General features: G+C 66.5%; 11 protein-coding genes. 8 read left to right on the top strand and 3 right to left on the bottom strand.

Going from position 1 to position 15,310, the window contains the following annotated elements; genetic code table 11:
* The 8 genes from CH276_RS16060 (at position 1) to CH276_RS16095 (ending at position 12,603) form a co-directional block, all read left to right on the top strand.
* Complete coding sequence (locus CH276_RS16060; protein WP_032398465.1) at positions 1-903, top strand: PAC2 family protein; 903 nt, start codon at positions 1-3, stop codon at positions 901-903.
* A gap of 100 nt (positions 904-1,003) precedes the next feature.
* Positions 1,004-1,351 carry a molybdopterin oxidoreductase gene (locus CH276_RS16065; RefSeq protein ID WP_094629987.1) on the top strand — a complete coding sequence of 116 codons (348 nt, stop codon included), beginning with the start codon at positions 1,004-1,006 and terminating at the stop codon, positions 1,349-1,351.
* Positions 1,351-3,840 carry a nitrite reductase large subunit NirB gene (gene nirB, locus CH276_RS16070; protein ID WP_094629988.1) on the top strand — a complete coding sequence of 830 codons (2,490 nt, stop codon included), beginning with the start codon at positions 1,351-1,353 and terminating at the stop codon, positions 3,838-3,840. The genes CH276_RS16065 and nirB overlap by 1 nt, the downstream gene beginning before the upstream one ends.
* The gene (locus CH276_RS16075; protein WP_032398064.1) at positions 3,837-4,136 is read left to right on the top strand and encodes a Rieske (2Fe-2S) protein; all 300 of its coding nucleotides are present in this window, start codon (positions 3,837-3,839) and stop codon (positions 4,134-4,136) included. Before nirB ends, CH276_RS16075 begins: the two co-directional genes overlap by 4 nt.
* A gap of 126 nt (positions 4,137-4,262) precedes the next feature.
* Positions 4,263-5,738, top strand: coding sequence for a TIGR02677 family protein (locus tag CH276_RS16080; protein WP_369597435.1), 1,476 nt, complete (start codon positions 4,263-4,265; stop codon positions 5,736-5,738).
* A complete protein-coding gene (locus CH276_RS16085) occupies positions 5,735-7,186 on the top strand; it encodes a TIGR02678 family protein (RefSeq protein WP_254924098.1) in 1,452 nt (483 codons plus the stop codon). Before CH276_RS16080 ends, CH276_RS16085 begins: the two co-directional genes overlap by 4 nt.
* A 4-nt stretch (positions 7,187-7,190) precedes the next feature.
* Positions 7,191-11,375: a TIGR02680 family protein gene (locus CH276_RS16090; protein ID WP_094629990.1), complete on the top strand. Its 4,185-nt coding sequence runs from the start codon at positions 7,191-7,193 to the stop codon at positions 11,373-11,375.
* Complete coding sequence (locus CH276_RS16095) at positions 11,365-12,603, top strand: DUF2399 domain-containing protein (protein WP_254924099.1); 1,239 nt, start codon at positions 11,365-11,367, stop codon at positions 12,601-12,603. The genes CH276_RS16090 and CH276_RS16095 overlap by 11 nt, the downstream gene beginning before the upstream one ends.
* A 12-nt stretch (positions 12,604-12,615) precedes the next feature.
* On the opposite strand, the gene mshC is transcribed toward CH276_RS16095, so the two are convergent.
* The 3 genes from mshC to CH276_RS16110 are packed head-to-tail and all read right to left on the bottom strand — an operon-like array spanning position 12,616 to position 15,281.
* Complete coding sequence (gene mshC, locus CH276_RS16100) at positions 12,616-13,857, bottom strand: cysteine--1-D-myo-inosityl 2-amino-2-deoxy-alpha-D-glucopyranoside ligase (protein ID WP_094629991.1); 1,242 nt, start codon at positions 13,855-13,857, stop codon at positions 12,616-12,618.
* A 24-nt stretch (positions 13,858-13,881) separates the two neighbouring features.
* On the bottom strand, positions 13,882-14,655 hold the full coding sequence (locus tag CH276_RS16105) for an SCO1664 family protein (RefSeq protein ID WP_176459316.1): 774 nt from the start codon (positions 14,653-14,655) through the stop codon (positions 13,882-13,884).
* Positions 14,656-14,690: 35 nt separating this feature from the next.
* Positions 14,691-15,281 carry a DUF3090 domain-containing protein gene (locus CH276_RS16110; RefSeq protein WP_032398057.1) on the bottom strand — a complete coding sequence of 197 codons (591 nt, stop codon included), beginning with the start codon at positions 15,279-15,281 and terminating at the stop codon, positions 14,691-14,693.
* Positions 15,282-15,310: the final 29 nt, after the last annotated feature.

Raw genomic sequence — 15,310 nt, forward strand, 5'->3', positions numbered from 1 at the left:
GTGGCCAACGCCACAGACCCCGACGATCTCGATGATCTCGACGACGACATTCCCGAGTTGCGCTCCCCGATCCTGGTGGCTGCCTTCGAGGGGTGGAACGACGCAGGCGATGCGGCCAGCGGTGCGATCGAACATCTGGAGCTGATCTGGGACGCCAGCCCGTTGGCCGAGCTGGACTCCGAGGACTACTACGACTACCAGGTCAACCGCCCGACCGTCCGCCAGGTGGACGGCGTCACTCGCGAGATCGAGTGGCCGTCGACGCGGCTGTCGGTGTGTTCGCCTCCCGGCAGCTCACGCGATGTGGTGCTGCTGCGCGGAATCGAGCCGAACATGCGCTGGCGCAGCTTCTGCGACGACCTGCTCGAATTCGTCGAACAGCTCGGCGTCGAGACCGTGGTGATCCTGGGAGCCCTGCTGGCCGACACCCCACACACCAGGCCCGTTCCGGTGACCGGTACCGCCTACAGCACCGAGTCGGCCGAACAGTTCAACCTCGAACAGACCCGCTACGAGGGACCGACCGGAATCACCGGCGTACTGCAGGACGAGTGCGTCAAGGCCGGGGTGCCCGCGGTCTCCTTCTGGGCTGCTGTTCCCCACTACGTCTCTCAGCCGCCCAACCCCAAGGCGACCGTGGCGCTGCTGCAGCGGGTCGAGGACGTGCTCGACATCGAGGTACCTCTCGGCGAACTGCCGACCCAGGCCGAGGAATGGGAAGAGGCGGTGACCGAGATGACGAAGGAAGACGAGGAGATCAGCGAATACGTCCGCAGCCTCGAGGAGCGCGGCGACGCCGAGGTGGACATGTCCGATGCGATCGCCAAGATCGACGGCGACGCCATCGCGGCCGAGTTCGAGAAATACCTGAGGCGACGCGGTCCGGGCAACTTCGGACTCTGACCGACCGCACACGAGGGACCGGGAGCCGGTGAGGTCTTTCTGATCCCGACGTAACGTCACCGCAGCGGTGACGTCACCCCGACCCCGCAACCTCGTGGGTATGGCCAGCACACCGCGATTCCTGCACGGCATCTTCTCCTTCACCGGGAACGGTCTGGACAAGCCAGAGCTGATCGATCCCAGCCTGAGCTTCGTCGTCCCCGAGGGTGCGACTGCTCAGCCCCTGTACTTTCGCGGCGGAAACTCGAGCGACGAGCTGGTGGTCGTGACCCTGCTACGCGACGGCAGCCCGATGCGCATGTTCCCGATGGGCGCCAAGAGCGGAGTGAACATTCCGCTGCGCGTGGTCGAGGACGTGGATCCGGACACGGTGCTCGAACTGGTGATTGCCGCCCCTGCCGGAACCAGCGGAGAGGTCGTCGTCGATTTCGGTCTGGTGCTGATCTGATGACCGCAGGCAAGCAGCGACTGTTGGTGGTCGGTAACGGGATGGCCGGTGCCAGGGCCGTCGAAGAAATCATCAAACGCGACGGCAGTTCGCTGTTCGAGATCACCATGATCGGCGACGAGCCGTACGGCAACTACAACCGAATCATGCTCTCGCACGTGCTGTCCGGCGAGGCCACCGTCGACGACGAGGATCTGATCCTCAACCCGATGAGCTGGTACAGCGAGAACGGCGTCACGTTGCACGCCGGGGACCGCGCGGTCACGCTCGACCGGTTCTCCAAGACCGTCGTCTGCGAGAGCGGGCGGTCCGTCGACTACGACGTGCTGATCATCGCCACCGGCAGCAACACGTTCTTCCCGAACATGGACGGCCTGCGCGAGTCCGACGGCAGGCTGGCGCGCGGCGTGTTCGGCTTCCGCACCATCGCCGACACCAACGGCATGCTGCAGATGGCGCAGTCGCGTGACGACGTCTCGGCGGTCGTCATCGGCGGCGGACTCCTCGGACTCGAAGCCGCCTACGGCCTGCGCACGCAGGGTCTGGAGGTGAACGTGGTGCACTCCCCGGGTCACCTGATGAACCAACAGCTCGACGAGCGCGGCGGACGGGTGCTGCGCAACAAGATCGAGTCCCTCGGCGTGGGCGTGCACACCTCCAAGCGGACCACGTCGGTGTTGCGATCCGAGGACGGCGTCGTCACGGGCGTCGGGTTCAACGACGGCACCTCACTCGACGCGGACATGGTCGTGGTCACCGCGGGTATTCGTCCCAGTGTCGATTTCGCTCGCGCCGGAGGTCTGGTGATCGAACGAGGAATCGTCGTCGACGACCAATTGCGTTGCGAGGACGAGGGTTCCATCTATGCCGTGGGTGAATGCTGTCAGCATCGCGGCGAGGTCTACGGTCTCGTCGCGCCGCTGTGGGAGCAGGCCGTCGTGTTGGCCGACGTGCTCACCGGAGCCGATCCCACTGCGGCGTATCACGGTTCGCGGCTGACCACCAAGCTCAAGGTGGCCGGCGTGGACGTCGCCTCGATGGGGATCACCGCGCCCGAACGCGACGACGACGAGTTCGTCCAGTTCTACGAGCCGCGCAGTGGCACCTACAAATCGGTGATCGTCCGGAACAACAAGCTGGTCGGTGCCACCCTGCTCGGCGACATCTCCAAGGCCAACTTCCTGACGCAGGCGTTCGACGAGAAAGTGCCGTTGCCCGACGAGCGCATCAGCATGCTCTTCGACATGGGAACTCCCTCCGCGGCAACAGGAGCCGCCGAACTGGCCGACGACGTGCAGGTGTGCAACTGCAACGGTGTCACCAAGGGTGCCATCGTGGCCTGCGTGCACGCGGGCGCCAAGAACCTGAGCGACGTGACCGCGAAGACCCGTGCGGGCAAAGGGTGCGGATCCTGCAAGGGTCTGGTCCAGGACATCATCGCGTGCGCTGCGGGCGGTGCGGTCGAGGCCGATCCCACCGCCGACTGGTACGTGCCCTGCATCCCCATGACGAAGCCCGAGCTGATCGACGCCGTTCGGGCGCAGGATCTTCGGGCGGTATCCGCGGTGTTCGCGGCGCTGGCGACCGAGGGAACGGAGGACGCCGCCGCCAAGATGCCGTTGGCATCGTTGCTGCGGACGGTGTGGGGCCCGGACTGGGTCGACGAGCGCGGCGCACTGTTCATCAACGACCGCGTCCACGCCAACATCCAGCGCGACGGCACGTTCTCGGTGGTGCCGCAGATGAAGGGTGGCGTCACCACCCCGGATCAGTTGCGCAGAATCGCCGACGTCGCGGACAAGTACCACGTTCCGCTGGTCAAAGTCACCGGCGGACAGCGGATCGACCTTCTCGGCATCAAGAAGGAGGATCTACCGAAGGTGTGGGGCGATCTGGACATGCACTCCGGCTTCGCCTACGGCAAGAGCATGCGCACGGTGAAAACCTGCGTCGGCAGCGACTTCTGTCGCTTCGGCCTCGGCGACTCGACAGCCCTGGGCATCGCCCTCGAAGAGCGGTTCCAGGGCCTGGAGACCCCCGCGAAGTTGAAGCTTGCGGTCGCGGGCTGCCCGCGCAACTGCTCGGAGGCACTGTGCAAGGACTTCGGCGTCGTCTCGGTCGGCGAGGACAAATGGGAGATCTACGTCGGTGGCGCGGCAGGCGCACACATCCGCAAGGGTGATCTACTGGCCACCGTGACAGGGGCCGAGGAGGTTCTCACCGTGGCAGGCAGGTTCATCCAGCACTACCGCGAGAACGCCCAGTGGCTCGAGCGGACGTACGCATGGGTTCCCCGTCTCGGCCTGGAAGAACTGCAGGCCGTGCTGATCGACGACCGCGACGGCATCGTCGCCGGACTCGACGAGCGGGTGCAGGCATCGGTGGACGGGTACGTCGACCCCTGGCAGGACCGCGCGGCACCGAAGTCACCGGCCCAGTTCACCCCGTCGCTGCCCCTGCTTCCGCTCCCACAGGTACCGGTCCGATGAGTGTGCCGGTCGGGGCCGTGGAGGACATGACACCCGGCGAGGGACGCGCCTACGTGGTGGACGGCAAGCAGGTTGCCGTGTTCCTGCTCAGCGACGGCTCGGTGCGGGCGATGGATGCCGTGTGCCCGCACAAGGGTGGGCCACTGGCAGACGGTCAGATCGACGGATCCATAGTCGTCTGCCCACTGCATCAGTACACGTTCTCGCTCGACGACGGCACCTGCCCCAGCGGCATCGGCTCCGTGCGCACCTACCCCGCCGCAGTGGTGGACGGAAAAGTGACCGTGGAGCTGTAACCGGCACGGTTCAACGACCGAGACCCTGCGCCCCCTGGGCGTTTCACAGGCTCCACTCCTACCCCCTACCCTGTTCCAGTGAGCGATTCAGGTGAGGACGCGCGGCGGGGAGTCGCGAACGCGTTCGTGGAGGAAGATCGTCTCGGTCTGTTCTCCTTCGCCGTTGCCGAGAAGCGATCCGAGTACCTGGCCGTTCTCCGGGCATTCGACACCGCACGAGCCAACTACGTCGTCCTGCTGCACTCAGGAGACGTGGCCGACCTCATCGCACGCAGCCCGGGTCGGCACGACGCACTGACCACCCTCGACATCGCACCCCTGCTCGATCAGCTCCACGCCTGGGGTCTGCTCGAACGCAGCTACGACGGCACCCGCGCCGCGACACTCGCCGAGTACCGCAACCGTCACTTCGTCTACCAGTTCGGCCAAGCCGGCTACAAGGCCTACCGCGCGGTCGAGGACGTGCTCGGAGCCCGCTTGGACGACGCCGCGCTGTCGCGGCTGGTGCTGCCCGAGCTGCTGGCCGACATGCACGAGCTGGCCGAGGCGAACCGTCAGGCCGACGGCGATCGCATCTACCGCAAGCTCAGCCGACTCGATTCGACGCTGTCGGAGATGGCGACCCGCGCTGCCCACTTCTATCTCGTCCTCGGTGACCTCGTGCGCACCACCGAGATCACGCCGGAGTCGTTTCTGGTCCACAAGGACGCCCTGCTGACGCACATGCGTGAATTCAGCTCCGATCTGACCCGCTACGCACCGAAGCTCGCCGAGGCGATCGCACTCGTCGAGAACACTGGGATCGAGGAACTGGTCGAGCGAGCCGCGATCAGCGACGAACGAGTCTTCCTCACCGTCGCCGAACGCCGCGCCGACTGGACCGATCGCTGGGCGGGCCTGTCGCACTGGTTCGTCTCGGCCGAGTCCGAACTCAGCGAGTCCGAGCGACTCCGCGAGGGCACGATGAGCGCTATTGCCGCCGTGCTGTCGCTGCTGCGCCGCGTCACCGAAACCCGCAGGGGTGGTGTGAGCAGGGAAAGCCAACTGCGGCATCTGGCCGGCTGGTTCGCTGCCACGCCTACCGAGGACAGCGCGCACGCCCTGTTCCATGCCGTGTTCGGTCTCGGCAGACCCAGACACCTGTCGATGGTGCATCCCGACGCCGACATCATCTCCACGTCCCGATCGTGGTGGGAGGCACCGCCGGTCGAGATTTCGCGCACCCTGGCCGAGACCGGACGCACCCCCACCCCCGGCGTTCCGGGTCGGGTACAGCGCAACGACGGCGGCATCAGACGGCTCAGGGAACAGCAACTCGAATCGCAGCGATCACGAAGTGCCGCAGCGCAGTCGCTTGCGTCGACCGGAATCCACGACCGAATTCTGAACGAGCAGGAAACCGAGGTGCTGTTGAGCCTGCTCAACGCTGCGTTGACCGCGCGGGTGCGCGTGAGCGGTCGAACCTCCGACTCGTCCGGATCGGACAGCGGCGTGCGCCTGACGCTCAGCGACAGCGACCGTTCTACGATCGTGCGGACCAGCAGAGGCCGATTGCATCTGGACCGCCTCGCGCTCGAGGTCAGCGAGGTGGCACGCCGATGAGAGCTCGTGAAATCTCCACCCTCGCACTCGATTCCTACCAGCGGGCCGCCCGAGTCGCGCTGTCGAACCACCTGGTGACCACGACGTATCCCGACAGGATTGCGCTGCCTCTGCTGCGTCGATGGGCGACCGAACTGCGCGAGGACCTGCTCGAACTGTTCGGATATCGCCTCGAGGTCACCGAGACCACGGCACGTCTGTACCCGGTGATCGATCGGCTCGACGACAGCCAGCCCGCGCGAACGTCCACCGACCGAATCTTCGACCGCCGCAGATACGCGTACCTGGCACTGGCACTGGCGGCCCTCGGCCGGGCGGGCAACCAGATCACCCTCTCCGAGCTGGCCGATCATGTTGCGGCAGAAGCAAGTCAAGTAGACGGAGTAGAGCTGACGACCGACCGAGCAAGCGACCGAGACGCGTTCGTCGACGCGATCGGGTGGCTCGCCACGCGCGGAGCCATCGCGTTGGCCGACGGTGATGCGACCGGCTGGGCGAACAACCCGTCCGCAGGCGAGGCCCTCTACGACATCGACCGTCCCGTCGTCGTCGCCATGTTCCGGCCGCCCCGCGCCGTGCAGCACCTGCGATCGATTCGCGGTCTACTGGCCGGCTCGGACTCCCCGATCGATCCCGAGGATTCGGACCCGGGACAGACCGACTCCGGGCGTGAGGCAGACCCGAAGGAAACGCTGCGCGCGGTCCGCCGAGCGTTGGTCGAGCAACCGGTCGTCTATCACGACGATCTCGACCGAAACGGCCGAGCCGCCCTGGCCGCGTCGCGCACCGTTGCGGACGTCGAGTTGCTGACCGGCCTCATTGCCGAGCGTCGCGCCGAGGGAGTCGCCCTCATCGACACCTCGGGACGACTGTCGGACTACCGATTCCCCAGCACCGGAACCATCGCCCAGGTCGCACTGTTGATTGCGGGCGAGATCTCGGACCGAGTGATCGATCCGGATGCACCTGCGCTGGCAACCCATCCCCTTCCCGACGGCGACGCCCTGATCGAGCAGCTGGACGGCGCCATACCCGACGGCGGGATCTTCGGCGATCTCGCCGAATTCGGGTTCGGTTCCGATGCAACGGCATTGGAAGATGCGGACGAGAAGAAGCTGTATCCGTTGATCGAGGACAGTTGGCTGACAACGGTCGTCGACGATCTCGTCGAACGCTTCGGCCGCACCTTCGCAGCTCAGTGGCAGACCGATCGGGATGGACTGCGAGTGCGGGCGATCGCGCTGCTGCACCGACTTCGCCTGATACACAGCGTTTCCGGCGGCGTACTGGTGCTGCCGGTGATCGCGCGCTACCGCGACGTGATGGTCAGCGTGCGTGATCGAACTCCACAGGACTCACTGTTCGGCACCGAACGAACCACCGGCACCGCAGAAGCACCCAGAACCGCACAGTCCGTCAGTAACGAATCGTCCGAAGTAGAGGCCTGAGTAGATGACCGCACACTCGACACGCTTTCGGCCGACACGAGCAGGGATCGTCAACCTGTGGGACTACCGCGATCAGGAGTTCTCGTTCGCCGACGGTCGCCTGGTACTGCGCGGCCCCAACGGATCCGGCAAGACCAAGGCACTCGAAGTGCTGTTTCCCTTCGTCCTGGACGGCCGCATCGAACCACGCCGGCTCAATCCCTTTGCGGGAGAAGAACGGACGATGAAGTCCAACCTGCTCTACCGGGGGCAGGAAAGCGCGCATTCTTACGTGTGGATGGAGTTCGGCCGCGGATCTCGTGAGGATCCCGAATCGGTGACTGTCGGAATCGGAATGCGGGCGAGCCGCCACAACGACAAGGTGACCCGCTGGTACTTCGTGGCCGACGGCCGAGTGGGCGTGGACTTCTCGTTGCTGGGTTCCGACGACCGACCGTTGACGAAGAAGCAGCTCGGTGAGCAGCTGGGCACCGACGCCTTGACTGATCGCCCGGTGGACTATCGCGCCGCGATCGATGCCCGTATGTTCGGGTTGGGCGCGCAGCGATACGACCAGCTGATCAATCTCATTCTGACGCTTCGCCGCCCGCAATTGGCGAAGAACCTCGATCCCAAGGGACTCTCGCAGGCGTTGACCGACGGACTGCGTCCGTTGGACGAGCAGCTGGTACTCGAGGCTGCTCGCTCCTTCAGCGACATGGAGGAGGTGGGCCGGGCGCTCGAAGGATTGGCGCAGGCCGATCACGCCGCCAGGAACTTCGTTTCGGTGTACTCCAAATACCTTCGGGTACAGACTCGATCGGATGTCGAGCAGGTCTCGCGCCGGCTGGAGGCGGTGACTCACGCGACCACCGCACACTTCGCCGCTGCCGCCCTGAAGGACCGGCGCCTGCTGGAACGGGCGGCTGCGGAAACCCGATTCGACGAGGCCGAACGCGCACTGGATCAGGCCGTTGCGGACCGCGAGACTCTGCAGCGCTCGAGCGCCTACGAGGGCAAGCAGCAACTGGACGACCTGGCCGAATCCGCCGCGAAGCTGGAGATGTCGACCGCCCAGCAGGCCGACCGCGCCCGCAAGGCGCACGCCGAACTGGAACAGCGCACCACCGAGGCGGCGCGTGCCGATGCCGCACTCCGGGACTCCGTCGCCTCGGTTACCCGTGCCGAAGAGGAACTGCAGACCGCCGCCGAGGACGCGGGCATCGCCTGGACACCGCTGCCCGGAACAGCCCGCAGCGATCAGATCGGCACTGCTCTGCGCGGCCATGCCGAGGAACGCGACGGCGACGTGCGGGCGGTTCGCGAGGCGCTGGGAACCGTCGAGAAGGCGTCGACCGAGCGCGCCCGTGCGGAGAAGGCCGCATCGAAGGCTCGCGAGATGCTCGAGGCGGCGTCGGCTGCGGTCACCGAGGCCGAGGCGACCGTCGACCTGGAGAAGGCGCAGTTCGCGTCGGGTCTGCGGGCCTGGTGGTCGAACAATTCGGCGCTGTACTCCTCGGCGGGTATCACCTCCGCAGCGTTCGAGGCCCTCGATGCCGCGTTGGCGGGCATCGGCGACGACGATGCCCCGAGCCTGGAATCGGTGCTGGCCGACCAGACCGCAGACGCGGTCGACGCACTTCGTGCCCGCCAGGCCCAGGCGCACGTGGAAGTTTCGACCCGCACGGCCGAGCTGAACTCGCTGCGTGACGAACTGTCTCTGGTGCGGGCCGAACACGACGACGCGCCGCCGCCGTTCGCGGCACGAACCGACTCTCGCGCCGAACTCTCCGGTGCGCCTCTGTGGCAGCTGGTTCGGTTTGCCGACTCGGTCTCCCCCGCCGATGCGGCAGGGATCGAATCCGCACTGCAGGCTGCGAATCTGCTCGACGGCTGGATCCACCCGGTCGCGGACTTCCCCGTCGACTCGAGCTCGGAGCAGTATCTGTCGCCGCTGCCGGAGGCCTCGAGGCCGACCGGGACCACGCTGGCGTCCGTCCTCGAACCCGAGCCCGGCACCGCCGTATCCGAATCGCGGATCCTGGACGTCCTGAATTCGGTTGCACTGCAGCAGGATCGAGGTGCCGACTCGGGTGGTGTCGTCTCGATGAGCGTCGACGGTCGGTACCGGCAGGGGGTGCAGCAGGGCCGACACATCAAGACCGATGCCGAGTACATCGGCGCGACGGCCCGTGCACGACGCCGAGAGCAGCGGATCACCGAACTCGGTGCCGCGATCGATACCGCGACAGCCGCACTGGAGGCCGCGGCGGCCGACGAGCGAACTGCCCGCGAATCGGTACAGGCACTGGCTGCGGCGGCCAAGCAACTGCCTCGTGTCTCGGCCATCGTGAAAGCGCAACGCGCCGTCACCGCCGCCGCAGGGGCGCTGCGCACCTCGACGCAGAGTTCGGCAGCAGCGGACCGAGAGTTCGACCAGGCGATCGCAGACCTGTCCGCGAAGGAGAAGCAGCTGCGTACCGTCGCCGTGGCTCACCGCACCCCACACATCGGTCGAGACATCGATGCCCTCGCCGCGGCGATCAGGCATTTCGAGCACCAGGGCTCGGTGGTGATCCGCAAGCGCGGCGATCACACGCGCGAAGCAGAACGCGCCCGCGAAGCAACCAACCGACTCGAAGAAGCGAGTGGCCTGGCCGAGGAGCTCGCCGAGGAAGCCGCGATCGCCGACGAGAACTACCGACAGCAGGTGCAACGCCTCGAGCTACTCAGCGAGAAGCTCGGTGCCACCGCCGAACAGATCGACACCGATCTCGAGAACGCACGCGAACGCATCGAGAAGTGCCGCGCCGAGCAGCGGGCCGCACGCAAAGCGGACAAGGAAGCAGGCGAAGCGATCGGCAAGGCCGAGGGGGCCTGCAACACAGCACTGGAAAGCCTGCGCGGTGCCGTCACCGAAACCCTGGGTGACGCCGTGCGGCTCGCGCCCTACGCTCGCAAGGACCTTCTCGGCATTCTCGGCGTCCACGAGGCATACACCTGGCCGGCGAGCGACTCGGCGTGGTTGAGCGTGGAGCAGATTCTGTATCGAGTGCAGCAGGCCGAGGGTCCCGACGACGAGGTTCCGGTACTTCCGCCCGTCGTGCGCGCTCTGCATTCGGCGCTCGACGCAGCGACGGCGTCGGTGAAGGTCAGTGACTCGAGCCGAAAGTCGACCCGGACAGCCCTGACGAGTGCGCTGCAGGAGTTCGACTCGCAACTCGCTGCGTCGGGTCAGGACTATCGACTGCAGTGGGATGCGCCGGACGGTTTGACCGTCGTCCGTGTTCAGGACGAGCAGGGCTACTCGTCGGTCGGAGATTTCGCCGACCGAATAGGTGCGGCGAGAGCCGATCAGGAGTTGTTGCTGACCGAGCAGGAGCGCCGAATTCTCGAAGACGCGTTGCTGACCGGCCTGGCGCAGCAGATTCACGAGCGCACCGTCGACGCACGCGAGCTGATCGCGCAGATGTCCGCCGAGATGAAGCAGCGCCGCATGTCCTCGGGCAACACGATCGGTGTGCACTGGGTGCTCGCGGACAACCTCGACGACGGTGCCAGGGCGGTGTCCAAACTGCTCGACCGCGACGCCTCGGCGTTGAACCAGGACGATCTGGCCGCGATGCGCGCGCACTTCGCGTCGGAGATCAGGATCGCTCGCGCGGCGCATCCGGAACGGTCATACCCCGAGATCCTCTCCACGACACTGGACTATCGCCGCTGGCGCGTGTTCGCCTTCACCCTCATCAGCGGTGACGGCAACGAGGATCGTCTCACCGTCGCACGCCACAGTGCGCTCTCGGGCGGTGAGCAGTCGGTGTCGCTGCATCTGCCCCTGTTCGCCGCTGCGCACGTTATGCTCTCGTCCGCCGATCCACATTCACCTCGGCTGCTGGCGCTGGACGAGGCATTCGCCGGAGTCGACGACAACGGCCGCAGCGAATTGCTCGGCCTGAGTGTGCAATTCGATCTCGATCTGTTCATGACCGGATACGACCTGTGGATCACCTACGGTGACGTGCCCGGTTGCGCGCACTACGATCTGGCGCATTCGGCAGCCGAGAACACCGTCAGCGCAGCTCTTCTGGTGTGGGAGAACGGCGAACTGTTCGCCGAGCACGACGGCACCGACCTCGCGGCCGCACTCGGGTCACCGCTGACGCGCCGTGTGCCGACCCGAACCGAAGGTGGGCTGGAGTTTGACCGGTAACAGCGAATGGCGAGGCAGCGCCGAATTGGCTGCACTGCTCGATGCGGCACGAAAGAAGTTGGAGTCCAACTGGCTTCGCGTCGGTGGCAACATCACCGTCGACCTGAGCGAGGCCCCGGAACTGTGGCGTCTGTGCAGCGCGATCTCTCGGTCCAATTCCAGTCTGCATTCTCGGGCGCGTAGCGCCAGACTCGACCTCGAGCGGTTCGACGCGTGGCTGAGCCATCCGCTCAACGGTGGCCTCGGACTGATCGACACCCTCTCTCGGCAGGCTCCGTTGCAGGACAAGAAGCAGATCGCAGCCGACAAGGCTCGGGTTCGTGCCGAGGCACTCGATCGGGCCAGAGAGGTGCTCGGTGGCGGGACCGATCGGGAGTGGGTCGAGTACTGGATCGCCTCCTTACTCAATCAGGACGGCACTCTCGGGGGCCGCGTCGCCGTCGATGCGCTCGCGGTGGCGACACAGGTCCTGGCGCTGCTTCCGGTCGACGGGATGTCGCTGACCGAACTCGCGGAACTGGCCTGCGGTGATACGAAGGCGCTCTCGGGCGGCGGTGCCCCGAAGCTCGTCCTCGACGCTCTGTCGTTGCGCGAGAACGTGCCTCGGCCCGTCGATCCGGTGGGCATCAGGGCATTGTGGGAGACCGCGGGCGTGTCGGTCGACTCGGTGTCCAGCCGGGTGCTGGTGCTCGGCTACCGCGTCGATGAGGCCCACACGGTGGCTCGTTGGCTGAACGACGCGGCGGACGTGGGCATCCCCTTCCCCGTCACCGTGGACATGCTCTCGCGCGGCCCGCTCACCAACAGCTCGTCCACAGTGTTCGTCTGCGAGAACGTCGCCGTGCTCGCCGCCGCAGCCCGCACCCTCGGCTCGAACTGCGCGAGCCTGATCTGCACCGACGGTCAACCCTCCGCAGCGGTGCACCGGCTGCTGGCCTCCCGAGCGCCCGGCACCACGATTCGGTGGCGAGCCGACTTCGACTGGGCCGGAGTGCAGATGGTGACCCGAGCCATCTCCCGATACGACGCGGTGCCGTGGCGGATGGACGTCGATTCCTACCGACGCGCACTCGATGCACGCAATTCCGAACCGCTGAAGGGCCATCGAACGGACAGCCCGTGGGATCCGGAACTCGCTGCCGCACTGCGCGACTCGGGCCGAGCAGTCACGGAGGATCGATTGATCCCGGATCTGCTGACGGATCTGCGGCTGGGACCTGCGACCTAGTTCGGGACCAGATCAGCGCAGCGCAACCCCGAGCAGCGCATCGACCGCATCGGCGAAGGCACCGGGCGCGCCCGCATCCGATCCGCCGCGTTCGACTGCGAAACTCGCCCACGCGTCGAGCGCATCGAGAGCCTTGGGGGTGTCCAGATCGTCGGCCAGGTGCTGCCGCAACCGGTTGATCACGTCGTCGGCCGATGCAGCGCTGTCGAGCGCCGCGGCCCGACGCCACAGTGCGAGCCGAGTGTGAGCGCGTTCGAGAACCTCGTCGGACCACGGTCGATCCTGGCGGTAGTGCCCGGCGAGCAAACCGAGTCGGACAGCTGCGGGGTCGACGTTCTCGGCGCGGAGCTTGGAGACGAACACCAGATTGCCGCGGCTCTTGGACATCTTCTCGCCGTCGAGCCCGATCATCCCGGTGTGCACGTAGTGCCGGGCGAAGCGCGGATCACCGGTCGCCGCCTCGGCGTGCGCGGCCGAGAACTCGTGGTGCGGGAAGATCAGATCGCTTCCGCCGCCCTGAATGTCGAAGCCGGTACCGATGCGGTTGAGCGCGATGGCTGCGCATTCGATGTGCCACCCGGGCCGCCCCGGACCCCACGGCGACGGCCACGACGGCTCGCCCGGCCGTACTGCGCGCCAGAGCAACGCATCGAGTGGATCCCGCTTACCGACCCGATCGGGGTCGCCCCCGCGTTCGGCGAAGAACGTATCCATCGTGGCTCGGTCGTAACCGGACTCGTAGCCGAACTGCTCGGTGGCATCGGCACGGAAGTACACATCCGGGTATTGGGCGTCGTCGACGACATACGCCGCACCGGACGCGACCAGCTTCTCCACCAGTTCGACGACCTCGTCGACGGACTCGACGGCACCGATGTAGTCGCGCGGAGGGAGTACCCGGAGCGCTTCCATGTCGGCGCGGAAGAGTTCGATCTCACGGGTTCCCAGATCGCGCCAGTCCTCGCCGTCGCGGTCGGCGCGCTCGAACAGTGGATCGTCGACATCGGTGACGTTCTGCACGTAGTGCACGTCCGTGCCCGCATCCCGCCACAGCCGGTTGATCAGGTCGAACGTCAGGTACGTCGCCGCGTGCCCGAGGTGGGTGGCGTCGTACGGGGTTATTCCGCAGACGTACATCCGAGCCGTCGAACCGGGGGTGACGGGACGGACCTGGCGGTCGGCGGTGTCGAACAATCGAAGCGCTGGACCCTGTCCGGGAATTGTCGGGATCTCCGGGCTCGACCAAGAATGCATGCGGTCGAGCCTATCCGAGCCCGATCAGAAGGCGGGCCAGGGTATGGGTCTGCTCGAGCGAGGTTCCGGCATGATCGGGCGGGCGATCAACTCCTGCGCCCGGTCGAGAACCGCGACCGTTTCGGTCAGGGTGATCTTGTCGACCAATCGAGGAGCGGTGACCGTGTCGAACGTCTCGACGAACCGCACCACGTCGGTCATCAACGCATCGTCCACCGCCTGGCCCGCCCAGCCCCACAGCACCGTGCGCAACTTGTTCTCGGCGTGCAGGCAGATGCCGTGATCGACCCCGTACACGTAGCCGTCGAGACCTTCGAGCGCGTGCCCGCCCTTGCGATCGGCGTTGTTGAGGATCACGTCGAGCACCGCCATCCGCTGCAGCCGTGGATCGTCGGCGTGGATGAGCGAGATCTCCTCGCCCTCGCGGTCGTACGCCTGCAGTACCGGAATCCAGCCCGCAGGTACGAGATCGGGACGGCAGATATCGACCAGGTCGACGCGTCCCTCGGCGTGATCGTCGGGCGTGTCGATCCACTTCTGCACCATGCCGGGACCGAACGGGCCGTCGCGCAGCACCGTCGGCGGGATTACGCCCCAACCGAGGGCCTCGGAGATTTCGTACGACGCCACTTCCCGGCCCGCAAGAGTGCCGTCCGGAAAATCCCACAGCGGGACTTCCCCGCGAACCGGTTTGTACACGCACCGGACGGCCTTCTCGCCCTCGCCCGCCTCGCACACCAGCGTGGCGTTGCTGGCCGACACCACCCGACCGACGACGGTCAGGTCGCCGGTCTCCATGGTTTCGCGGCCCTCGAACGGCGGCAGTTCGACGGTCAAGACTCGTCGACCTCGGTCACCGGACCGAACGTCGCGCCGCGTCGGTAACCGTTGGTTCTGATGCAGACGTGTCCCTCGGGAGCCAACGGCTGTCCGCACAACGGGCACGGAGCACGGCCCGCCGCGATGACGCGTTCGGACCGCACCGCGAATTCGCGGGCCTGTACCGGGGTGAGGAACACCCGAACGGCATCGGGGCCCTCGTCGGTGTCGTCGAGAACGACCGATTCGTCCACCTCGACCTCGCTGACGGCCAACAGCTCCACCACGACGGCGTTGGCATCGGCGTCCCAGCCGAGCCCCATCGTGCCGACACGGAACTCGGTGTCGATCGGAGTCAGCAGCGGACTCGTGTCGACCGTATCGGCCTCCTCGGCCGGTACCTCTGCCCCGAAACGACGGTGCACCTCTTCGAGGAGAAGCCCCATCCGGTCGGCCAGTACCTGGACCTGCTGCTTCTCCAGCGCAACCGACACCACGCGGGCGTCGTGCACCGCTTGCAGGAAGAACGTTCGGTCGCCCGGTTCACCAACGGTCCCGGCAACGAAACGATCAGGGGTGCGAAAAACGTGTATGGCGCGCGGCATTGCACCTCCTAACGACTCGAACAGCTCCG

Origin of the sequence: Rhodococcus sp. 06-470-2, from assembly GCF_002258235.1 — a bacterium.
Lineage (GTDB): Bacteria > Actinomycetota > Actinomycetes > Mycobacteriales > Mycobacteriaceae > Rhodococcoides.